The organism is Nocardiopsis sp. KDC1DS13DA1 (assembly GCF_055632325.1).
The window spans coordinates 1-22,724 of the sequence record NZ_JBVMUY010000004.1 but is presented as its reverse complement, the minus strand read 5'-3'; the positions used below and the strand labels follow the sequence as shown (position 1 = coordinate 22,724).

The 22,724-nt window shown below is 71.8% G+C and carries 17 protein-coding genes; 2 read left to right on the top strand and 15 right to left on the bottom strand.

Annotated elements, in window-relative coordinates; genetic code table 11:
• Window positions 1-252: 252 nt before the first annotated feature.
• Window positions 253-3,453 (top strand): isoleucine--tRNA ligase, encoded by a 3,201-nt coding sequence (gene ileS, locus ACTVAJ_RS01915; RefSeq protein ID WP_470386260.1) that lies wholly within the window; start codon window positions 253-255, stop codon window positions 3,451-3,453.
• A 65-nt stretch (window positions 3,454-3,518) separates the two neighbouring features.
• On the opposite strand, the gene ACTVAJ_RS01910 is transcribed toward ileS, so the two are convergent.
• From ACTVAJ_RS01910 to ACTVAJ_RS01840, 15 genes are all read right to left on the bottom strand, one after another.
• The gene (locus tag ACTVAJ_RS01910; protein WP_470386259.1) at window positions 3,519-4,661 is read right to left on the bottom strand and encodes a hypothetical protein; all 1,143 of its coding nucleotides are present in this window, start codon (window positions 4,659-4,661) and stop codon (window positions 3,519-3,521) included.
• 69 nt (window positions 4,662-4,730) lie between these two features.
• On the bottom strand, window positions 4,731-5,615 hold the full coding sequence (locus ACTVAJ_RS01905) for a DivIVA domain-containing protein (protein ID WP_470386258.1): 885 nt from the start codon (window positions 5,613-5,615) through the stop codon (window positions 4,731-4,733).
• A 127-nt stretch (window positions 5,616-5,742) separates the two neighbouring features.
• Window positions 5,743-6,042 (bottom strand): YggT family protein, encoded by a 300-nt coding sequence (locus ACTVAJ_RS01900; RefSeq protein WP_017600236.1) that lies wholly within the window; start codon window positions 6,040-6,042, stop codon window positions 5,743-5,745.
• 39 nt (window positions 6,043-6,081) lie between these two features.
• Window positions 6,082-6,609 (bottom strand): cell division protein SepF, encoded by a 528-nt coding sequence (locus ACTVAJ_RS01895; protein ID WP_470386257.1) that lies wholly within the window; start codon window positions 6,607-6,609, stop codon window positions 6,082-6,084.
• 137 nt (window positions 6,610-6,746) lie between these two features.
• Entirely contained in the window at window positions 6,747-7,475 is a 729-nt protein-coding gene (locus tag ACTVAJ_RS01890; RefSeq protein ID WP_470386256.1) for a YggS family pyridoxal phosphate-dependent enzyme, read from the bottom strand.
• A 167-nt stretch (window positions 7,476-7,642) separates the two neighbouring features.
• Window positions 7,643-8,362: a peptidoglycan editing factor PgeF gene (pgeF, locus tag ACTVAJ_RS01885; protein ID WP_470386255.1), complete on the bottom strand. Its 720-nt coding sequence runs from the start codon at window positions 8,360-8,362 to the stop codon at window positions 7,643-7,645.
• Between the two features lie 90 nt (window positions 8,363-8,452).
• Window positions 8,453-9,976: a cell division protein FtsZ gene (ftsZ, locus tag ACTVAJ_RS01880; protein WP_470386583.1), complete on the bottom strand. Its 1,524-nt coding sequence runs from the start codon at window positions 9,974-9,976 to the stop codon at window positions 8,453-8,455.
• A gap of 485 nt (window positions 9,977-10,461) precedes the next feature.
• On the bottom strand, window positions 10,462-11,214 hold the full coding sequence (locus ACTVAJ_RS01875; RefSeq protein WP_470386254.1) for a cell division protein FtsQ/DivIB: 753 nt from the start codon (window positions 11,212-11,214) through the stop codon (window positions 10,462-10,464).
• Window positions 11,215-11,288: 74 nt separating this feature from the next.
• The gene (gene murC / locus ACTVAJ_RS01870; protein ID WP_470386253.1) at window positions 11,289-12,749 is read right to left on the bottom strand and encodes a UDP-N-acetylmuramate--L-alanine ligase; all 1,461 of its coding nucleotides are present in this window, start codon (window positions 12,747-12,749) and stop codon (window positions 11,289-11,291) included.
• Complete coding sequence (gene murG / locus ACTVAJ_RS01865; RefSeq protein WP_470386252.1) at window positions 12,746-13,906, bottom strand: undecaprenyldiphospho-muramoylpentapeptide beta-N-acetylglucosaminyltransferase; 1,161 nt, start codon at window positions 13,904-13,906, stop codon at window positions 12,746-12,748. The genes murC and murG overlap by 4 nt, the downstream gene beginning before the upstream one ends.
• Complete coding sequence (ftsW, locus tag ACTVAJ_RS01860) at window positions 13,903-15,333, bottom strand: putative lipid II flippase FtsW (protein ID WP_470386251.1); 1,431 nt, start codon at window positions 15,331-15,333, stop codon at window positions 13,903-13,905. Before ftsW ends, murG begins: the two co-directional genes overlap by 4 nt.
• Window positions 15,334-15,497: 164 nt before the next feature.
• Window positions 15,498-16,940, bottom strand: a complete 1,443-nt coding sequence (murD, locus tag ACTVAJ_RS01855; RefSeq protein WP_470386250.1) for a UDP-N-acetylmuramoyl-L-alanine--D-glutamate ligase — start codon at window positions 16,938-16,940, stop codon at window positions 15,498-15,500.
• A 4-nt stretch (window positions 16,941-16,944) separates the two neighbouring features.
• The gene (gene mraY / locus ACTVAJ_RS01850; protein ID WP_470386249.1) at window positions 16,945-18,018 is read right to left on the bottom strand and encodes a phospho-N-acetylmuramoyl-pentapeptide-transferase; all 1,074 of its coding nucleotides are present in this window, start codon (window positions 18,016-18,018) and stop codon (window positions 16,945-16,947) included.
• Window positions 18,015-19,463: a UDP-N-acetylmuramoyl-tripeptide--D-alanyl-D-alanine ligase gene (locus ACTVAJ_RS01845; protein ID WP_470386248.1), complete on the bottom strand. Its 1,449-nt coding sequence runs from the start codon at window positions 19,461-19,463 to the stop codon at window positions 18,015-18,017. Before ACTVAJ_RS01845 ends, mraY begins: the two co-directional genes overlap by 4 nt.
• 382 nt (window positions 19,464-19,845) lie before the next feature.
• Window positions 19,846-21,516 carry a UDP-N-acetylmuramoyl-L-alanyl-D-glutamate--2,6-diaminopimelate ligase gene (locus ACTVAJ_RS01840; RefSeq protein ID WP_470386247.1) on the bottom strand — a complete coding sequence of 557 codons (1,671 nt, stop codon included), beginning with the start codon at window positions 21,514-21,516 and terminating at the stop codon, window positions 19,846-19,848.
• A gap of 173 nt (window positions 21,517-21,689) precedes the next feature.
• On the opposite strand from ACTVAJ_RS01840, the gene mmuM reads away from it, so the two are divergent.
• On the top strand, window positions 21,690-22,685 hold the full coding sequence (mmuM, locus tag ACTVAJ_RS01835; protein WP_470386246.1) for a homocysteine S-methyltransferase: 996 nt from the start codon (window positions 21,690-21,692) through the stop codon (window positions 22,683-22,685).
• The last annotated feature ends 39 nt before the right edge of the window (window positions 22,686-22,724 follow it).

Genomic DNA, 22,724 nt, shown 5'->3' with positions numbered 1-22,724 from the left:
GCCTAGAGGGCCCGCACCGTCCAAGCGACCCGGGGGCGGTGGGAGCCCGGGGGTACGACCAGCGCGAAGATCACCCCGGAGCCGCCGGAGGAACGGGAGCCCCGCGCTCCCCAGTAGAACCGGCACCAGCGCAACGAAGAGGGACCCGCCCGCCGACCCCCAGCGGATCGGCCGCGGTTCCAAGGAGGGTGGTACCGCGGGGCCCGAGCCTCGTCCCTCCGTCAGGCACACCCCTGATGGAAAGGTACGACGGTGGCCAACGACCCCCGGCCCGAATCCCGCGCGCTGCCCCAGCTGCCCGCGCAGATCGACCTACCCGCGACGGAGCGCGAGATCCTCGGCCGCTGGTCGAAGGAGAACGTCTTCCAGCGCTCGCTCGACCAGACCCGCGGCGGCCCCAACTGGGTCTTCTACGAGGGACCGCCCACCGCCAACGGCCAGCCCGGCGTGCACCACGTCGAGGCCCGGGCGTTCAAGGACGTCTTCCCGCGCTTTCGCACCATGCGCGGCTACCACGTCGACCGTAAGGCCGGGTGGGACTGCCACGGCCTGCCCGTCGAGGTCGCCGTGGAGAAGGAACTGGGCCTGTCCGGCAAGAAGGACATCGAGAGCTTCGGCATCGCCGAGTTCAACGACCGCTGCCGCGAGTCCGTCCTGCGCAACGTGGACGCCTTCACCGCCATGACCGAGCGCATGGGCTACTGGGTGAACATGGACGACGCCTACCGCACGATGGACCCCCGGTACGTGGAGTCCGTGTGGTGGGCGCTCAAGCAGATCTGGGAGAAGGGGCTCCTGGTCCGCGACTACCGGATCAGCCCCTACTGCCCCCGGTGCGGCACGACGCTGTCCGACCACGAACTCGCCCAGGGGTACGAGACGGTCACCGACCCGTCCGTCTACGTGCGCTTCCCGGTGACCTCCGGCCCGTTGGCCGCGCCCGAGCACCCGACCTCCCTCCTGGTGTGGACCACGACCCCGTGGACGCTGGTCTCCAACACGGCCGTGGCCGTGCACCCGGACGTGCCGTACGTGGTGGCCACGGACGGCACCGAGCGCCTGGTGGTGGCCGAGCCCCTGTTCGAGAAGGTCCTGGGCGAGGGCTGGGAGCTGACCGGCGAGCGTTTCGAGGGTGACGAGATGGAGCGCTGGACCTACCAGCGCCCCTTCGACCTCGTGCCCTTCGACGAGCCCGCGCACTTCGTCCTGCTCGCCGACTACGTCACCGTCGAGGACGGTACCGGTCTGGTCCACCAGGCTCCGGCCTTCGGTGCGGACGACATGACCACCTGCCGCGCCTACGGCCTGCCCGTGGTCAACCCGGTGCGTCCCGACGGCACCTTCGAGGGCGACCTGGCACTGGTGGGCGGGGCCTTCTTCAAGGAGGCCGACAAAACGCTGGTCCGCGACCTGAAGGACCGCGGTCTGCTCTTCCGCCACCAGGACTACGAGCACTCCTACCCGCACTGCTGGCGCTGCCACACCGCGCTGCTGTACTACGCGGTCCCGTCCTGGTACATCCGCACGACCGCGGTCAAGGACGAGCTCATCGCGCAGAACGACGTCACCAACTGGGTGCCGGAGAACGTCAAGGAGGGCCGCTTCGGCGAGTGGCTGCGGGGCAACGTCGACTGGGCGCTCTCCCGGAACCGCTACTGGGGCACGCCGCTGCCGATCTGGGAGTTCCCCGACGGACGCCAGATCTGCGTCGGCTCCCTGGCCGAGCTGAGCCGCCTGAGCGGGCAGGACCTGTCCAACCTGGACCCGCACCGCCCCCACGTCGACGACGTCGTCATCCCCGACCCCGACGCCGACCCCTCGCTGCCCGAGGAGGAGCGGGTGGCGCGCCGCGTGCCGGAGGTCATCGACGCGTGGTTCGACTCCGGATCGATGCCGTTCGCCCAGTGGGGCGCCCCGCACCACAACGGCGGCACCTTCGAGGAGAACTTCCCGGCGCAGTACATCTCCGAGGCGATCGACCAGACGCGCGGGTGGTTCTACTCGCTGCTGGCCGTGAGCACCCTGGTGTTCGGCCGCAACTCCTTCGAGAACGTGGTCGTGCTCGGCCACATCCTCGCCGAGGACGGCCGCAAGATGAGCAAGCACCTGGGCAACGTCATGGAGCCGATCCCGGTCATGGACCGGCACGGCGCCGACGCGCTGCGCTGGTTCATGCTCGCCAGCGGGTCACCGTGGACGGCCCGGCGGGTCGGTCACGCGGCGCTGGAGGAGATCGTCCGCAAGGTCCTGCTGACCTACTACAGCACGGTCTCCTTCTTCACCCTGTACGCCAACGCCGGCGAGGGCTGGGACCACGCCAAGCTGGCGCAGGCCCCCGCTCCGAAGGACCGCCCGCTGCTGGACCGCTGGCTGCTGTCGGAGCTCAACGAGGTCGTCCGGGACGTCACCGAGGCGATGGACTCCTTCGACACCACCACGGCGGGGCGGCGCCTGACCGCGTTCGTCGACGACGTGTCCAACTGGTACGTGCGCCGCTCCCGCCGCCGGTTCTGGGGCGGGGCGAGCACACCGGAGGGCGCGTCCGCGTTCGCGACGCTGTTCGAGGCACTGGAGACGGTGACCCTGCTGATGGCGCCGATCGTGCCGTTCCTGACCGACCACGTGTGGTCGGCGCTGCGCCGACCGGACGCCCCCGACTCGGTGCACCTGGCGTCGTGGCCGACGGTGGACGAGGACCTGATCGACACCGGGCTGTCCGAGCAGATGGGCCTCACCCGCCGTCTCGTCGAACTGGGCCGGTCGGCCCGGGTCGACTCGGCGGTGCGCACCCGCCAGCCGCTGGCCCGCGCTCTGGTGGGTGCGCCCGGGTTCACGGAACTGCCGGTCCAGCTGCGCGACCAGATCTCCGACGAGCTCAACGTCGAGCGGCTGGACGCGCTCTCCTCCGTGGGCGGCGACCTGGTGGACTACGTCGTCAAGCCGAACTTCCGCGCCCTGGGCAAGCGGTTCGCCAAACGCACACCGCTGGTGGCCAAGGCGATCCAGGCGGCCGACCCGGCGGAGCTGGTCGCCCGGGTCCGCGACACCGGCTGGGCGCAGGTGCGGGTCGAGGACGAGCCGGTGGAGGTCAGCGCCGACGAGCTGCTGGTCACCGAGCAGCCCCGGGAGGGCTGGACGGTGGCCTCCGAGGCCGGGGAGACCGTCGCCCTGGACCTGGAGCTCACGCCGGAGCTGCGCCGCGCCGGTCTGGCCCGTGAGATGGTCCGCATGCTCCAGGACGCCCGCAAGCGCAGCGGCCTGGAGGTCTCCGACCGGATCCACGTGTGGTGGACGGCGTCGCAGGAGGCCACCGAACAGGCCCTGGCCGAGCACGGGGACGCGATCGCCGGCGAGGTCCTGGCGGACGCGTTCGTCTCCGGTGAACTGGGCGAGGACCTGTTCACCGCCTCCTCCGAGGAGTTCGGTGTGACCTTCGGGTTCCGCCGGGCCTAGGGGACGAGGCGAACGGGCGCCGCTCCTGATGGTGGAGCGGCGCCCGTCGTGTGTCCGGGACCGGGTCAGTGGACCGGGTCGGGCCGCTCGTCCTCGGCGGCGGAGTCGGGGGCGTCCGGGGCGTCCGCGGGAGCGGCGGCGGTGGCGGTGGCGGTGGCCGCGACGTCGTCGACCGTGTCCGCGGAGGTCGTCGGCTCGTCGTTCCCGGTGTCGTCGGCGGTGTCCTCGTCGGCGGCGGAGAGTGCGGCCGGGGGTGTGTCGTCGTCGGCTGCGGGGGCCGACTCCGCGTCGTCGTCCGCCCGGTCGCCGCGAACGGTCCTGGGAACCGTGTCCTGCGGGACGTCCGCGGGAACGGTGTCGGTGGCCGGTTCCGGCTCCTTCCCGGCGACGACGTCCTCGTCCGGTTCGGGGCGGGGCTCCCCGTGCTCCTCGGCGTCGGCTGCCGAAGGCTCGGGGTCCGCGGCCGCCGCGTCGACCGTCTCCCGAAGGCTCGGGATCCGGTAGCTGAACGGGGTGGCGGGGGTGGCGGCCTCGTCGGAGGCGTCCGAGGAGTCGGGGACGGTCTCGGGAGAGGGGGTGTCCTGGTCGGTGGGGGGTTCGGGGTCAGTCTCGTCGCCGTGCGTCTCGGCCTGCTCGTCCGGGGCTTCCCGCCGGTGATCCGTGGCCGGCTCGTCCGGGGGGACCTGTCCGCCCGGGGCCTCCCGCTCCTGTTCCGCGTCCGGCTCGTCGGCGGTGACCTCCTCCGCGGGCGGTGGCCCGTCGGAGTGCTCGGGGGTCGCGGCCCCGGTGTCCGGTGTCGGCCGCGCGGCGACCTCGGGCGTCTCCCAGCGCAGAGGTGCGAACTCCGGCTCGCCGAGTTCCTCGGCGACCTGTGTGCCCCGTGGACCTGGTTCCGGGGCCGTGCTCGCCTCCCGCACCGGCTCCGGCGCCGGTGCGGGTTCACGGCCCGGAGCGTCCGGCCGTTCGTACTGGACCGGGGGCGCCACGGGGACGGACGACTTCCCCAAACCGTCCGTCCCGGAACGTTCCCGCTGCGATCCTCCCCCGCTGGACCGTCCCTGGATCATCGCCCCCACCAGTAGGAGGGCGCTGACCGCGCCGAGTCCGAGTGCGACGTACACCAGGGTCGTCTCGGCGAACAGCAGGGCAGCCACGATGACGGCGATGGCCGCCAGCACCGCCACGGTTGCGATGATGCTAAGGATCACGGGTCGACCAGGGCCTTTACACGCGTTGAGCCGGAGTCTTCAGTTGTTCGGAACCGCATACCGCCGAGGTCAGCGGCGCTCGTGCGGAGCCTCGCCCGGGTGGAAACCACCGTGCTGGGCGGGCTCGGGCTGCCCGAACGGGTTGCCCGCGGGACCGTGCTGCTGGAGCGACGGGGCCCCGCCGGACTGGGGAGCCATCGTCTGGAAGCCACCCGTGGCGTTCGGGTTGGGCTCACCGGACTTGCCCTCCTCGTTGAGCTCGCGCAGCTGACGCTCGAAGTAGTCCTTCAGGCGGCTGCGGTACTCGCGCTCGAAGTCCTTGAGGACGTTGACCTTGTGCTCCAGCTCCTCGCGCTGCTGCACGAGGCTGCCCATGACCTGGCGGTGGCGCTCCTGGGCGTCGCGGTCGAGGTTCTCGGAACGGGCCCGGGCCTCACCGATGATCTGGTCGGCCTGGCGGCGCGCCTTGCCGAGGATGTCCTCGGACTCGTGGCGGGCACGGCCCAGCGTCTCGTCGGCCTCACGGCGGGCGTCGGAGATCGCCTGGTCGGCGGTCTGCTGGGCGAGAGCCAGGACACGGGCGGCCGTGTCCATGTTCTCCTCGCCGCCCATGGCCAGGTTCGCCCCGGTCATCGACATCTGGGCGGGCTGGGCCGGGGGCTGGGGGGCCTCGACGGCCTGCGGCGGCTGGACGGGCTCCGGGCGCATCTGCTCGACGTGCTGCTGGGGCTCGGGAGCAGCCTCCTGCTGGAAGTCCTGCATACCGGCGTTGGGAACCTTGCCGCGCAGACACTCGGCGAGCTTGCCGCGCAGCTCCTCGTTCTCCTGGATCAGCCGGTCCAGCTCAGACTCGACCTCGTCGAGAAAGGCATCGACCTCTTCTTCGTCGTATCCCGGTCGGAGCCGGGTGGTACTGAACTGCTTGTTCCGCACGTCCGCGGGTGTCAGCGGCATCTTCGTCTCCTTGGCGCGCTTGGGAGTCTGTCCGTAGGGACGCTACCTGATCGTGACCTTACGGCAATCCAGATCATGACCAAGACCACATAACGGAATCAGGGGTATCTCGTTGCCCTGTGTATCCCTACGCGACCGTAGCTGCGAGGCCCCCGAGTACGTTCATCAGCAGCCAGACGGCGATGAAGAGGATCAACACACTCAGGTCGAGTGCGATACTCCCCAGCCGCACCGGCTTGATGAACCGACGCAGGAACCTCAGTGGTGGGTCGGTGATCGTGTACACGATCTCAGCGAGCACGAGCACGAACCCCGTGGGGCGCCATGTCCTGGAGAAGGACTGCACCATCTCCAGGACCACTCTCGCGATCAGCACGAAGAGAAAGATCTGGAGCGCGATGAGCAGCACTGACAGGACGATACTCACGGTCGTTCCCCGACCCAATCTTTGGACAGGTGTGATGGTCTAGCTCTGATTGAAGAACCCTCGCTCAGCAATCCGCGCCTTGTCTTCGGCGGTCACCTCGACGTTCGCCGGAGAGAGCAGGAACACCTTGTTGGTGACTCTCTCGATACTGCCATGGAGACCGAAGATCAGACCAGCCGCGAAGTCGACAAGACGCTTGGCGTCACTGTCGACCATCTCGGTCAGGTTCATGATCACCGGCGTGCCCTCCCGGAAGTGCTCTCCGATGGTACGCGCCTCGTTGTAGGTGCGGGGGTGGAGCGTCGTGATCCGCGCGAGGTCGGCAGTGGAGGCCACCGTGGTCGAGCCACCGCGCCGGTCGCCCGAACCCAGGTAGTCGTCGGTGTCCGTCACTGCGTCGCCCCGTGCTTCCTCGCCTCGCGGAGCTTCGGCGTCGCCGCCGCGCCCCTCGTCCGACCCCTCGTCGAATTCGTCGAACTCATCATATTCGTCCGCATAGCGGTGATCGTAACGGTCGTCCTCCACGAGGCCGAGGTAGACCGCCATCTTGCGCATCGCGCCGGCCATCCCATACCCTCCGTCGTCCCCGCGGCCTTCACCGCAGCCAGCTCCTCCGTCTTCACCCGTCCCTCACCGCCATCGCGGGGGCGGAGCGCCCATTCGGGCGAACTCCACAGACGGGCCCCAAGGTCTATGTGGGGACATTACCCCACGATCGGCGCCCGGTCGCCGAGCAACGCCGTGCCGAGCCGCAGGTGTGTCGAACCATGGGCGATGGCCGCCTCCAGGTCCTGGCTCATCCCCGCCGAGATCGCCGTGGCCCCCGGGTGACGGTCGCGAACGCGCTCGGACACCTCGCGCAACCGGGCGAAGGCGGCGGAGGCGTCGCCCCCGCGCGGGGCCACCGCCATGACACCGCCGAGGGTGAGCGCCTCGTGCTCGTCGATCCGGGCGGCCAGTTCGAGCGCGTCCCGCGGATCGACACCGCCGCGCGGTCCGATCACCCCCGCCTGGGAGTCGGCGTCGAGGTTGACCTGGATCATGCAGGTCAGATGCCGTGCGGCGGCCGCGGCGCGCTCACCCAGGGCCCTGGCCAGGCGTGCGCGGTCCACCGAGTGGACGACGTGGGCGTAACCGGCCACCGACCGGGCCTTGTTGGTCTGCAACTGGCCGACGAAGTGCCAGGTCAGGTCCAGGTCAGCGGTCTCGGCGGCCTTCGGGGCGGCCTCCTGGTCGCGGTTCTCCCCGACGTCGGTGACGCCGAGGGAGGCGAGGACGCGCACGTCACTGGCCGGATAGGTCTTGGTGACGGCGATCAGCGACACCTCGGCCGGGTCGCGGTCGGCCTTGGCGCACGCGGCGTCGATCCTGGCCCGTGCGGCATCGAGGTTCGCGCGGACCTGGGCGACGCGCGCGGGGTCGGGGTGTGGCACTGTTTCCCTTCTGTTCCCCCGCGGGACCGGGGTGAATCGAGTTGTTCGAGGTGGACCGCGGTGGCTCCGGGTCTGACAGACCGGTTCCACCACCGCGGACACAGGGTACGACCCGGCGGTCCGCCGTTCGGGTTCGGCAACGGTACCGGGTGACCCCGTTCCGGAGCTCAGTCGCGCCAGATGAACGAGGCGAACCGTCCGGTCGGGGCGTGGCGGCGGTGGGAGAAGAGTTCGGGGCTCTCCAGGGTGCAGCGGCCGTCGGCGGTGATGTCGGTGACACCGGTGCGGCGCAGCTGGGCGGTGACGGCGGCGAGCATGTCCACCCCGGGGGTGCCCTGTCGGGTGGCGCAGGCGGCCTCGGGTACGTTCCGGGCGGTCTCGTCCCGCACGTGCTCGGGCACCTCGTAGCACTTGCCGCAGATCGTGGGGCCCAGGAAGACGGTGATGCGGCCGATGTCGGCCCCCTGGGCGACCATGGCCTCCACCAGGTTGGCGGCCACGCCCGCCGCGGTCCCGAGGCGACCGGAGTGGGCCGCGCCCAACACCCCGGCCTCGGCGTCGGCGGCCAGGACCGGCAGGCAGTCGGCGGCCATCGAGGCCAGGACCAGGTCGGAGCGGGTGGTGACCACCCCGTCGCAGGTACCCACGCCCCCCGGTGCGGTGGCCACGAGCACGTCGGCGCTGTGCACCTGGTTCATCCACACGACGCGGTCCACGTCGAAGCCGAGGTTCCGGGCGGCGGTCTCCCGGTTGGCCAGGACCGCGTCGCGCTCGTCCCCCGTGCCGAGCCCGAGGTTGAGGGAGTCGTAGGGCGGTGCGCTGATCCCACCGCTCCGCTCGGTCACGGCCGCACGTACACCGCGACCCAGGTCGATGACGTTACCCATCCCCGTCCTTTCCCTCCCGTCTCACGTGCCGACGGCCCCGCCACGGAGGCGGGGCCGTCGGCACACAGATGCTACCGGGACTGGATCCCGTTACTTCAGGAACTCCGGGATGTCCAGGTCGTCGGGGTCGTCGAAGATGACGCGGCGCCGGGGCGTGGGCACCTCGCCGCGCCGCTCGGCGGTGGAGTCGGTGACCGCGTGGATGGGGCCGCTCCGGTTCTCCCGCGCGACGGGCTCCTCCTCGTCCCGCACGGCCGGCCGCTCCTGGGCGGGGGCCGTGTCGGCGACGGGCTCGGCGTGCGGCTCGGGGAGTGAGGTCGGGGCGTGCGACGGCGTCTCCGGCCGCGGCTCCGGGTCGACCGGTGCCGACGCGGTCGGCGGCACGGACGGGGTGGCCGGCGCGACCGGCGCCGACCGCTCCGGCTCCGCGTGCTGCTGGATCGGCTGGGCCGGCTGGACCCGCGGGCGGGTCTGCTCCGGGGCGCCGGTCGGCTCGGAACGCGTCGGAGCGGCCCACGGCATGGCGCTGGCCGTCGCCCCGCCCGTGTCCGCCACGGACGACGCCCGCTCCCTGGGCGCCTCCGGTCCGGACTCGGGGATCGCCTTCGGGGCGGCGGCCTCAGGAGGGTCCACGGGGCGACGCTCCCGCACCACGGGACCGGTCACCTCGGGTTCGTCGAAGCCCGCGGCGATCACGGTGACGCGCACCTCGTCGCCGAGCGCGTCGTCGATGACGGCGCCGAAGATGATGTTGGCCTCGGGCGCGGCCGAGTTGGCCACCAGCTGCGCGGCCTCGTTGATCTCGAACAGGCCCAGATCGGAGCCGCCCTGGATGGACAGCAGGACGCCGTGCGCCCCGTCGATACTCGCCTCCAGGAGTGGTGACGAGATCGCCATCTCCGCCGCCGCGACCGCGCGATCGTCCCCGCGCGCCGATCCGATGCCCATGAGCGCGGACCCGGCACCCTGCATGACCGACTTCACGTCCGCGAAGTCCAGGTTGATCAGGCCGGGGGTGGTGATGAGGTCGGTGATGCCCTGAACACCCGAGAGCAGGACCTGGTCGGCCGCCTTGAAGGCGTCCAGCACGCTGACCTGGCGGTCGGAGATGGACAGCAGCCGGTCGTTGGGAATCACGATGAGTGTGTCGACCTCCTCACGGAGCATCGCTATTCCCGACTCGGCCTGGGTGGCGCGCCGCTTGCCCTCGAAGCCGAAGGGACGGGTGACCACACCGATGGTGAGCGCTCCGAGGGAGCGGGCGATGTTGGCGACGACGGGCGCCCCTCCGGTGCCCGTCCCACCGCCCTCGCCGGCCGTCACGAAGACCATGTCGGCCCCCTTGAGGACCTCCTCGATCTCCTCCCGGTGATCCTCGGCGGCCTTGCGGCCGACGTCGGGGTTGGCTCCGGCTCCCAGACCGCGGGTGAGCTCACGGCCGACGTCGAGTTTGACGTCGGCGTCACTCATCAGCAGCGCCTGGGCGTCGGTATTGATGGCGATGAACTCGACGCCCTTGAGCCCCTCTTCGATCATTCGGTTGACGGCGTTGACACCGCCGCCGCCGATGCCGACGACTTTGATGACCGCGAGGTAGTTCTGCGGTGCTGCCACGACGAGGGGCCTTTCCGCTCGCATGAGCCGTTCCCTCACCGTGTCCGGGGCCTGGCCGCCGGAGACGCCTCGGGTTCGGCATCCGGTTTACTCCATGTGCGTTTCGGGTTCCCCGCACCGCGGCGTCGACGACGCCGGTGCCAGGGGACCCGGGGCCACCTGATCCCGTTCCGCGTCCGGCCGACCGGCCGGCGCCCTCCGCCTCGTGGACGGATGAGAACGGTTCCTGCGTACCCCCAAAAGCGTGTTTTGCTACGTTCTTGACGGTGGTTGTGCTTCCCGACAGTAAGCGGACTGCCGGGTACGGGCAACCGTGCTGGGATCAGCCTAACCGCGTATAACACGGGGAAGCGATGTGCGCACTCGGCGCGTCGCGTCTGGAATGTCCGCGCCGGTGGGTCAGGCGTCCCGCAGGGTGGCCCGCGACACGTCCCCGACTGGCGGGGACCACCCTGCCGTTCCTTTTCCTCGCGCTGGGTGAGGCTTCACCGAACGATGGCCAGATCCGGAACGCTCACGTCGTAGACCCGGCCGTCCTGCGGGGGGTGCTCCCGCATGAGCGCCCGCAGCACGGCGCTCTTGTCGGCCGTGCCGGAGGGGTCGCCCCACTCCACCAGGGAGCCGTCCCCGAGGTCGAGGGTGATCTCGCCGGTCTCCGTGGCGTCGATGAGCTGGATCTGCGCCAGGAGCGAGTCCGGTGCGCGCTCGACGATGTCCGCCGCCGCCCGGACCGCCTCGTTACCCTCCACCTCCCCGGTGACACGCACCACCGGATGGGTCCCCGGGCGCGTCGGCGAGTCCTCGATGCGCACGCCGTCCCCGTCCACGAGGCGGTACTCGTCCCCGGCCCGGACCGCCAGCAGCGGTTGCCGCTCGACCACCTCCACACGGAGGGTGGCGGGCCAGCCGCGCGTCAGCGTCGCCGACTCCACCAGCTCGACGGACTCCGCCCGCTTCGCGCCGCTCCCCAGGTCGACGCGGATCAGCGGCGTACCGGTGGGCACGTCGACGGCCGCCACGACCTCCTCCGCCGAGACCCGGTCCAGGCCGGTGACGGAGACCTCGCGCACCACGAGCAGCCGGGAGCCCAGGAGCACCCAGGTGACCACGCAGACCAGGGCGACCACCAGCAGCGCCACGAAGGCGAGCTTCCAGGGGTCGGACTTCCCGCGCGCCCTCGTTCCCGACCTCGGGGCCGGTTTCGTGTCGGCCTTGGCCCCGTCCCGGTCAGCGCTCACGTGTCTCCCCCTGCTCGCCTCGGACCTGCGCACCGCTTCGGCCCGTGTCGCCCGCCACCGCCCTCACACGGCGCCTACGGCGCGGTGTCCACGTCCTCCGCGGCCTCGGCACGGGCCTCCACGATCCGCGGTCCCAGCTCGGTGACGTCACCCGCGCCCATGGTGAGCACGATGTCACCGGGGCGGGCGAGTTCGGCCACGCGGCGCACGACCTCGTCCCTGCCGGGCACGTACCACACACGGTCGTGGTCGACCCTGGAGGTGATCAGCTCACCGGTCACTCCGGGCTCGGGGTCCTCACGGGCGGCGTAGACCTCCATGACGACGACCTCGTCGGCGAGGCTGAGCGCGGCGGCGAACTCGTCGGCGAAGAAGCGGGTACGGCTGTACAGGTGCGGCTGGAAGAGGGCGACGACCCGGCCCGGGGGCAGACCCTGCGCGACCGCCTCGTCGGCCACGGACTCCAGGGCGGCCCTGGTGGCGCGCAGGTCGGCCTCGATCTCCGTGGGGTGGTGGGCGTAGCTGTCGTAGACCGCCACGCCGTCCGCCTCCCCCTTGAGCTCGAAGCGGCGCGCGGCGCCGGCGAAGTCGGCGATGCCCTCCACCGCGACCTCCAGGTCGTGGCCGAGTTCGTCGGCCACCACGAGCGCGGCCGCCGCGTTGAGCACGTTGTGCCGGCCCGGAACCGCCAGGGTGCCGTCGATGGGACCGCCGTCGGCGGTCTCGATCGTGAACTCGGTGGTGAAGCCGCGCGCGACCGTCCGGGTGATCCGGTAGTCGGCGTCGTCCGCCTCCCCGTAGGTCACGACGCGCTTGCCGCGCTCACGGGCGGTCTCGGCGACCCTGCGGGCGCCCGGGTCGTCGACGCCGACGATCAGGGTGCGCTCGACCCGGTCGACGAAGGCGGCGAAGTTGGCGTGGATCTCGTCGATGCCGCTGTAGTTGTCCAGGTGGTCGGCCTCGACGTTGGTGACCACGGCGATCTTCGGGGAGAGCATGAGGAAGGAGCCGTCGCTCTCGTCGGCCTCCACCGCGATGGCCGGGCCGATTCCCGCGTCGGCGCCCAGACCGGTGGTGACCAGCTTGCCGCCGATCACGTACCCGGGGTCGGCGCCCAGGTGCTGGAGCACGACGGTGACCATGGACGTGGTGGTGGTCTTGCCGTGTGTGCCGGAGACGGCGACGCCCTCGCGGCCGAGCAGGAGCGCGCCCAGGGCGGCGGCCCTCGGCAGGATCCGCAGGCCGCGGCGGCGGGCCTCGGCCAGTTCGGGGTTGTCCTCGCGGATGGCGGAGGAGACGACGAGTGTCTCGGCGGCGCCCAGGTGTTCGGCCGCGTGGCCGACGTGCGTCTTCGCGCCCATCTCGGCCAGCTCGCGGAGGGTCTCGCTGTCACGGGCGTCGCTGCCCGAAACCTCGACCCCGGACTGGAGCAGGACCCGGGCGATGCCGGACATCCCGGCCCCGCCCAGGCCGATGAAGTGGGTACGACCGAGCTTGTCCACGGGGACCGGGTCGGTGGGAGGAACAAGACTCATCGGGAGTCCTTCCCGTCGTCGTAGAAGACCTCGTCGCCGTCACCGTCGTCGACGGGCAGCTCGGGGGTGGGTTTGTCGCCGCGGGCGATCGCCATGACCTCGCGGGCCAGCTCCGTGTCCGCGTCCCTGCGGCCCATCCGCGCGGCCGCCTCGGACATGGTCACGACCCGGTCGGTGTCGGTGAGCACCGGGATGAGCCGGCTGGTGATCCACTCGACGGAGATGTCGGCGTTGTGCACCATGAGGCCGCCGCCCGCCTGCACGATCGGCTCGGCGTTCAGGGCCTGCTCACCGTTGCCGATGGCCAGCGGAACGAAGGCGCCGGGCAGGCCGACGGCGGTGAGTTCGGCGCAGGTCATCGCCCCGGAGCGGCACATCGCCATGTCGGCCGCGGCGTAGGCCATGTCCATCCGGTCCACGTAGGGCACCGCGACGTAGGGGATGCCGTCCTGGGTCAGGTCCTGGGGCTCCTCGGCGTTCTTGGGGCCGACGACGTGCAGGACCTGGACACCGTGGTCCCTGAAGTGGGGGGCGGCGGCGAAGGCGGTCTCGTTGATGCGCTGGGCACCCTGGGAACCGCCGAAGATCAGGAGGGTGGGCAGGTCGTGGCGCAGACCGAAGTAGGAGCGGGCACGGTCCCCCATGGCCAGCCGGTCCAGTCTGGTGATCTGCTCGCGCAGGGGGATGCCCACGAAGCGGCCGTTGCGGATCTGGGTGTGCGGGTGCCCGGTGTACACGTGCGGGGTCAGCCGCGCCCCCAGGCGGTTGGCCAGGCCGGGAAGCGGGTTGGCCTCGTGCACGACGATCGGGATCCGCCGACGCCGCGCGGCCAGGTAGCCGGGGGTGGCCACGTAGCCGCCGAAACCGACGATGACGTCGGCCTGGAGCCGGTCGAGCTGTTCTCCCGCGGCGCTGAGCGCACCGGCGAGTTTGCCCGGAACCGTGAGCAGCTTGGGGGTGAGCTTGCGCGGCAGGGGAACCGCGGGGATCAGGCCGAGCTCGTAACCGCGCATGGGGACCAGCCTGGTCTCCAGCCCCCGTTCGGTACCCAGACAGAGGATCTCCGTGCTGGGATCGACACGCCGCAGCGCGTCGGCAAGGGAGAGTGCGGGCTCGATATGCCCGGCCGTGCCGCCTCCGGCTAGGGCTACCCTCATCGTCGCCGATTCCTCCTTGGCCGGTCACCCGCCGGGACCGGTCCGCTCCTGTGCTTGGCCTTCGTCCTGCCACCACGGGGGCCCGCCGTCCGGGGGCCGCGCGCTGCGGTGGAGCGCCTGGGGACCGCGGTACCACTCCGCTTGTGCACCGCGGCACCGACATTTTCCAGGCCCAGCCAGCTTAGAGCCCTTTGGGCCCGACTGGGACCCCTGGCCGCCAGGGCCTTCCTCGCCTGGGGTTCGGCCTTGGCCAGGGCGAGCAGGACACCGAGGGCCATCATGGTCGGAATGAGCGCAGAACCGCCGTAGGAGACGAGGGGCAGCGGGATCCCGGTGACGGGGACGAGACCGATGACCGCGGCGATGTTGATCATCGCCTGGCCGAGGATCCAGGCGACCATCGCGATGGCGGCCAGGCGGGCGAAGGGCTCGTCGACCCTGCGGGCCACCCGCAGTCCGGCGTACCCCAGCACACCGAACAGGGAGATGACCACGAGCGTGCCGATGAGGCCGAACTCCTCACCGATGATCGCGAAGATGAAGTCCGACTCCGCGAACGGCAGGAAGCCCCACTTCTCCCTGCTGGCCCCGATGCCGACGCCGAACACCCCGCCGGTGCCCAGCGCGTACAGCCCGTGCAGCGACTGGAAGCCGTTCCCGGTGGGGTCGGAGCCGGGGTCGAGGAAGGCGGTGACGCGGGTGATGCGGTACGGCTCGATCGCGATGACGATCACCGCCAGCCCCAGCACCAGTCCGAACATGGCCACGAACAGCCGTCCGGGCGCACCGACCACCCACAGCATGGCCAGGAAGACGAGCAACAGGACCAGCGTGGTGGACAGGTCCGAGCCCAGCAGCACGAGCAGTGCGAGCAGCCCGACGCCGGGCAGCAGCGGGAAGAGCAGGTGCCGCCACTCGGTGAGCTCCCGCAGCTCCTCCTTGCGCGCGAGCACGTTGGCGCCCCACAGGGCGAAGGCGAGCTTGGCCGGCTCGGAGGGCTGGATGCTCAGGCCGCCGACCTCGATCCAGCGCATGGCACCGTTGACCTCGGTGCCCTGGAACGTGGTGAGCAGGAGCAGGGCCACGGACACGATCATCGCCGGGTAGCCCGCGATGCGCAGCACCCACTGCGGCAGGTGGGAGGCGAGCAGCATGAGCGGCAGGCCGATGCACGCCGACACCATCTGGCGCTGGAACATCGAGAAGGCCGACCCGGTCTCGGTGATCGAGTTGACCATCGTCGACGACAGCACCATGACCAGGCCCAGCGCGATGAGCATCACGCCGGTGCCCAGGACCAGGTAGTAGGAGGTGAGCGGACGGTCGAGGGACCGGGCCCACTCACGCCAGAGCGCCCGTTCACGCCCACCGGTCGCCGCGCGTCCCCGGGGTCGGGTCACCCCTGGGACCGTTGTCGTCGCCGCCATCCGCACCCTCCGCACGATTCGCGCCTCAATACTGGCGCACGGGTGGGTGCGGAACCGCGGACATTTCCCGCGTGTTGGCTATCTTTGACGGCCGGAGGGGTGGTACCGAGCACATCGTGGACGCCCGCGCCGGTGTCGGTCACACACGGTCGCCAATACGACACTCAACGTCGCCGCTGGACCGCCTCGGCGAAGAACCGGCCCCGTTCGGGGTAGTTGGTGAACATGTCCATGGAGGCGGCGGCGGGTGCCAGGAGCACCGTGTCGCCCTCCGCGGCCAGGTCCGCGGCGGCGGCCACCACCGCGTCCATGACCGTGTGCCCCTCGGGGGCGTCCTCGGCCGGGCCCTCGACCTCCACCACCGGGACGTCGGGCGCGTGCTCGGCCAGGGCCTCGCGCAGCCGGGCGCGGTCGGCGCCGATGAGCACCGCTGCGCGCAGCCGGTCGGCGGCCATGGCCACGAGTTCGTCGACCTCAGCGCCCTTGAGCAGGCCGCCCGCGATCCACACCACCGAGCGGTAGGCGCTGAGCGAGGCCGCCGCCGCGTGCGGGTTGGTGGCCTTGGAGTCGTTGACGTAGTCGACTCCGTCCACCGTGGCCACGTACGCGATGCGGTGCGGCTCGGGGACGAACGCGACCAGCCCGGCCCGCACCGACTCCGGGGCCACACCGATCGAGCGGGCCAGCGCAGCGGCGGCCAGGGCGTTGGCCACGTTGTGCGGAGCGGCGGGGCGCACGTCGGCGAGGGTGGCGAGCTCCTCGGCGCTGCTGTGCGGCTCGGCGACGAACGCCCGGTCCACCAGCAGGTCCTCGACCACGCCCAGCTCCCCCGCCTTGGGGGTGTCCAGGCGCAGCCCCACCAGGGGCGTGTGCGGGTCGCCGTCCTCCTCGGCCAGGCGGACCGACCAGGGGTCGGCGGTGTTGACCACGCGCACGGTGCCGCGCGCGAAGACCCGGCCCTTGGCGCGGGCGTAGGCGGTGAGCCCCCCGTGCCAGTCCAGGTGGTCGGGTGCGACGTTGAGCACGGTGGCGGCGTGCGGCCGGACGGTGGAGGACCAGTGCAGCTGGAAGCTGGACAACTCGACCGCCAGGACGTCGCGGACGCGACCGTCGGCGTCGGGCAGGACCGCGTCGATGATCGGTGTGCCGACGTTGCCCACGGCCAGCGCGTCGCGGCCGTCGGCGCGCAGCATGGCCTCCAGCATCCGCACCGTCGTGGTCTTGCCGTTGGTGCCGGTGACGGCCAGCCAGACCTGGTCGGCGGGCTTGAGCCGCCAGGCCAGTTCCACGTCGCCGATCACCTCGATCCCCGCCTCGGCCGCGCGGACCAGCAGCGGGGAGTCGGGGCGCCATCCGGGTGAGGTGACGACCAGGTCGCACCCCTGGGGCAGCGGGGTGTCCCCCAGGACGACCTCGGCGCCGGCGGCGGTCAGTTCGGCCGCCACCGGGCGGGTGGTGTCGTCGTCGCGGCCGTCGACGACGACCACGCGGGCGCCGCGCGCCAGGAGCGCCCGGGCCACGGGGGGACCGGAGACGCCGAGCCCGGCGACGCAGACCGTGCGCCCGGAGAGGGTGGGCGCGGTGTCGGGGTTCTCGTGGTACGGCATGCCTCTACCTTGGCATCCATTCCAGGTAGAACAGTCCGATGGCGATCGCCACGAACAGACCCTGGATGATCCAGAAGCGGATCACGATGGTCGTCTCGGCCCATCCCTTGAGCTCGAAGTGGTGCTGGAGCGGGGCCATCCGGAAGACCCGTTTGCCGGTCAGGCGGAACGAGCTGATCTGGATCATCACGGACATGGTGATGATGACGAACAGACCGCCGATGAGCAGCAGCAGGAGCTGGGTGCGGGTGGTGATGGCCAGGCCGACGATCAGACCGCCCAGGGCCAGCGAGCCGGTGTCGCCCATGAAGATCTTGGCGGGCGGGGCGTTGAACCACAGGAAGGCGATGCAGGAACCCAGGACGGCGGAGGCGACCACGGCCAGGTCCAGGGGGTCGCGGACCGTGTAGCAGTTGGTGGCCAGGTAGGACACGCAGGACTGGCGCAGCTGCCAGTTGCCGATGATGACGTAGGCGACCAGGGACAGGATCGTCGCGCCGGTGGCCAGGCCGTCGAGGCCGTCGGTGAGGTTGACCGCGTTGGAGAAGCCGACGATGAGGAACAGCGCCCACAGGATGAACAGGGGCAGCATGAGCGCGGGGCCGAAGTCGCGCAGGAACGACAGGCTGGGGGCCGCCGGCGTGTACCCGTAGCCGTTGGGGAACTGGGTGACCCCGTAGGCGAAGCCGACACCGACGATGGCCTGGCCGACCATCTTGGCGCCGCTGCGCAGGCCCAGGCTGCGGCGCTTGTAGATCTTGATGAAGTCGTCGAGGAAACCGACGCATCCCATGCCGACGAAGACGAACATCACCAGCAGGCCGGAGGCGGTGGGTCCGCTCGCGCCGGGCTGGACCAGCCACAGCACCAGGTGCGAACCGAAGTAGCCCACGACCGCGCCGAGGATGATGACGATGCCGCCCATCGTGGGCGTGCCCTGCTTGGTCTTGTGGCCCTCGGGTCCGTCGTCGCGGACCTCCTGGCCGAACTTGAACCGGTACAGGAGCTTGATCAGCGGCGGCATCAGCGCCATGGAGACGATGAGCGAGATCGCCGCCGCGATGGAGATGCCGATCACTGGACATCACCCTTGGTGATGAGGTCGATAACCCTTTCGAGCGCTGCCACCCGCGATCCCTTCACAATGACGACGTCTCCTGTGCGCATCCGCTCGCGCACCGCCGAGGCCGCGGCCCCGGCGTCGGGCACCCGGACGGCCTCGCCGCGCCACCGGCCCTCTCTGGCGGCGCGTTCGGCTCCGACGGCGATCCCCTCGGCCTGCTCCCCGACCACGATCAGGTGGGCCACGCCGGTCCGGGCGGCGAGCTCGCCCACCCGCTCGTGCTCCGCGTGCCCGTCCTCGCCGAGCTCGGCCATGTGCGCGAGCACGGCGATGGAGCGGCGTCCGCTCGCGAGGGAGTCCAGGGTGGACAGGGCCGCGCGCATGGACTCGGGGTTGGCGTTGTAGGCGTCGTTGACGAGCGTGGCGCCGCCGTACTCGGTGACCTCCATGCGCCACCGGCTCACCGGGGTCGCCGCTCCCAGGGCGTCGGCGACCGCCCCGATGTCCATGCCGAGCTCGTCGGCGACCGCGGCCGTCGCCAACGCGTTGTGCACCTGGTGGGCGCCCACGAGCGCCAACCGCACCCGGACGGACCCGCCGCCCAGGTGAAGCGTGAAGGAGGGGGTCCCGGTCGACTCCATGACCACGTCGGTGGCGCGTACGTCCGCGTCCTCGGCGAGGCCGTAGGTGACCACGCGCGCCGCGGTGCGCGCGGCCATCGCGCTCACCCTCGGGTCGTCCGCGTTGAGGACCGCCACGCCCCCTCCGCCGCGCCGCCGTGTGCCGGGCGGGAGCGCCTCGACCAGTTCGCCCTTGGCCCGGGCGATCGCGTCGCGGTCGCCGAACTCGCCCATGTGCGCGCTGCCGACGTTGAGCACCACGCCGATGCGCGGCGGCGCCACGCCGCACAGGTGGGCGATGTGCCCGATCCCGCGCGCTCCGGCCTCCAGGACGAGGTGGCGCGTGTCCGTTCCGGCCCGCAGCACCGTGAGCGGGTGGCCGATCTCGTTGTTGAAGGATCCGGCGGTGGCGACCGTGGTGCCGTGCCGGGAGACGACCTGGGCGATGAGGTCCTTGGTGGTGGTCTTGCCGGAGGATCCGGTGACCCCGATGACGTCGGTGGTGTCCGCTCCCCGACGGGGGTCGCCGAGCTCCCGGGCCACGTGGGCGGCCAGTCGCGTCAACGCCGCCACGACCTCGTCGTCGCCGCCGTCCACCAGCAGGTGGGGCGCGTCGACGGGGCGGGACGCCAGAACGGCCGCCGCCCCCGCCTCGACGGCCGCGACCGCGAAGTCGTGCCCGTCCACGCGTTCGCCGGTCAGGGCGACGAAGAGCGCTCCCGGCGCGGCCTGGCGCGAGTCGATGACGACAGGGCCGTCCACGACGGTGTCGGGGCGCGCTGATCCGCCGATGGCGGTCTGGGTGATCTCAGCGATCCGATCGAGCGTGAGCGCGATCAAATCCACTCCTCATGTCAGGCCCGGCTCACGGCGCCGCAGGGGCGCTTGGCCACCCGGCCGGAGTTCAGGTCAGGGGATGGCACCGCGGATGCCGTGCGCGCGACGGCGCGCGGGCCTCACCACGGGGTCGGCACACGCCACTGCCGTGGGAGCCACCATGGGCGGCACGCTTCCGGGCTGCGATTGCCGGACCTACCTTAGAACATGTTGAGGTGTCTGAGGTCCTGTCGGGGCCCGTGTAGAACAATATGCGCCACTTCGTGACCGTACCGCCGCGCAGGTCCGGGCTCCGGTACGGCGCGTGGCCGCGGGCGCGCCCGGGGCGCTGGCACGGCCCCGCCCCGGGCTCGCCCGAACGGTCACGTCCGGGCGTGTGGCTTCGTCAGCCCTCGTCAGGGGCCCTGTGGATGTCCTGGAGGGCGACCCCCAGGCGCTCGCGGGCACTGACGCTGAGCCGCTCCCCCAACGCCGCACGCAGGACCTCGCGGTCGTCGAAGGGCAGGACCTCGCCCTTGACGTACTGGCCCGTCTCGTGGCCCTTGCCCGCGACGACGATCACGTCCCCGGAACCGGCCCCGGCCACCGCCAGGCGGATGGCCTCGGCCCGGTCGAGCTCGACGGTGACGCGCGCCCGCGCGTCCTCGGGCACCTTGGCCACGCCCTCCAGCATCGCGGTGGCGATGGTGACGGGGTCCTCGGTGCGCGGGTTGTCGTTGGTGATGACCAGGTGGTCGGCCAGGCGCGCGGCGGCCTCACCCATGAGCGGGCGTTTGGCCCGGTCGCGGTCGCCCCCGCAGCCGACGACCATGGTCAGCCGCCCGCGGGTGGTGGTGCGCAGGGCGGTCAGGACCGCCTCGATCGCACCGGGCTTGTGCGAGTAGTCGACGATCGCGGTGAAGTCCTGGACCACACCCGGCACGTCGTGGACGACGACGGGCTCCATGCGGCCGGGCACGCCGGGCGCGGCGGCCACCCCGGCGATCGCGGTCTCCAGGGGCAGCCCGGCCTCGACCAGGCCGACGATGGCGGCCATGGCGTTGGACACGTTGAACGGCCCGGGAAGGGAGACCGAGGCGTCGGCCTCCATACCCCCGGGGCCGACGATGCGGAAGGTGCTGCCGGTGGCACCCAGGCGCACGTCCACGGCACGCCAGTCGGCCGCCATACCGCCCGCCTCGGGGGCCGCGTCGGAGAAGCCGTCCACCGCGAAGGTGGTGACGGGCACGGCGCCGTCCCCGCGCACCATGTCCACGAGCGCGCGGCCGAAGCGGTCGTCGGTGTTGACGACGGCGATGTCGCAGTACCCGGGCGTGAACAGGCGCGCCTTGGTGTCGAAGTAGTCGCGCAGGTCGGTGTGGAAGTCCAGGTGGTCCTGGGAGAGGTTGGTGAAGATGGCGACGTCGTAGCGGGTGCCGCCGACCCGGCCCAGGGCGAGGGCGTGGCTGGAGACCTCCATGGCGGCGGCGGTGACGCCGCGTTCGCGCATGACCGCGAACAGACCGTGCAGGTCGGTGGCCTCGGGGGTGGTGAGGGAGGAGGCGACGCGCTCGTCGCCGACCCGCATCTCGACGGTGCCGACCAGGCCGGTGCTCATCCCGGCCTGGCGCAGGCCCGACTCGACCAGGTAGGTGATGGTCGTCTTGCCGCTGGTGCCGGTGGTCCCGATCAGCAGGAGGTCCCGGGCGGGGTCGCCGAAGACCCATCCGGCCGCGGTCCCGAGCGCGGCCCGCGCGTCCGGGACGACGACCACCGGCAGTCCGGTGGCCGACGCCCGCTCGGCTCCGGCGGCGTCGGTGAGGATCGCTGCGGCTCCCGCCTCGGCGACCTGCGCGGAGAAGTCGGCGCCGTGGGCGCGCGTACCGGGCAGGGCGGCGTAGAGGTCGCCCGGGCGTACCTGGCGTGAGTCGTGGGTGATGCCGCGGACGTGCACCTCCTCGCCGGGCACCTCGGCGGTGTCGTCGGCGCCGGGATCCGGGCGCAGCAGTGTGGTGTCCGGCCCGAGCAGCGTCGCGAGGGCGGACAGCGGACGGAGTTGGGTGTGTTCAGGTCGCATTACCGGTGGCACGAGTGGAGGTTAACGGCTGTGGACGACCGCTCGGTAATTTCCACGCTGCGCGTGGCACGGTTTCCCGCGCCGGCGTTTCCCCCAGGTTACGCGGGGTGCGCCCGGGAGGACGGGGCGCGGCCGCTCGGTACGGTGGATCACACGGGGGCGGGAGGGAGACCATGGTCCGGATCGTGCCGGGTGAGCGGCCGCTGGTCCTCGACGGAGGACTCGCGACCAGGCTGGAGTCCTACGGGTGCGACCTGGGCGACGCACTGTGGTCGGCCCGGCTGTTGGCGGAGGACCCGGACCTGGTGCGCCGGGTCCACACGGACTACTTCGAGGCGGGCGCGGACGTGGCGATCGCCGCCGGGTACCAGGCGACCGTGGCGGCGTTCACGGCACGGGGGGTCGACCGGGCCCGGGCCCGGGAACTGGTCGTACGGTCCGTGGAGCTGGCGCGCCAGGCCCGGGACGCGTTCGGGGCGGGGCTGGTCGCGGCGGGGGTGGGACCCTACGGGGCGGCGCGGGCGGACGGTTCGGAGTACACCGGGAACTACGACCTGGACGAGGACGGGCTCGTGGCGTGGCACCGCGAACGGTGGGAGCTGCTCACCGGCGCGGGAGCCGACCTGGTGGCGTGTGAGACGGTCCCGTCGCTGGCCGAGGCCCGCGCCCTGGCGCGGCTGCTGGCCGAGACTCCGGACGTGGCCGCGTGGATGAGCTTCTCGTGCGTGGACGGGGCGCGGATCAGCGACGGCACGCCGCTGGCGGAGGTCGCCGCCGAACTCGCTCCGTGCCACTCGGCGGGACGGCTGGTGGCGGTCGGGGTCAACTGCACCGCACCCCGGTTCGTCCCGTCGTTGGTGGGCGCCGTCGCGGCCGCCGGGCTGCCCGCGGTCGCCTATCCCAACTCGGGTGAGGTGTGGGACGCGGCTCGGCGGCGCTGGACCGGCACGAGCGACGCCGAGGAGTTCGGTGCCGCCGCCGTCACCTGGTGCGAGGCAGGCGCCGTGCTCGTGGGCGGGTGCTGTCGCACCGGCCCCGAGCACGTGCGCTCCGTCCGGGCCCACGTTGACCGGTGGTTCGGGCGTCGGCAGGGTGCTGCACGACGAGGCGAGCCGCCGAGCGAGGCACGAGCGACAGGCGACGCCGAGAAGGAAGCACCCCTGCCCTGAGGACACCCGAACCCGGTCCGAAGCGCAGCGGAGGACCAA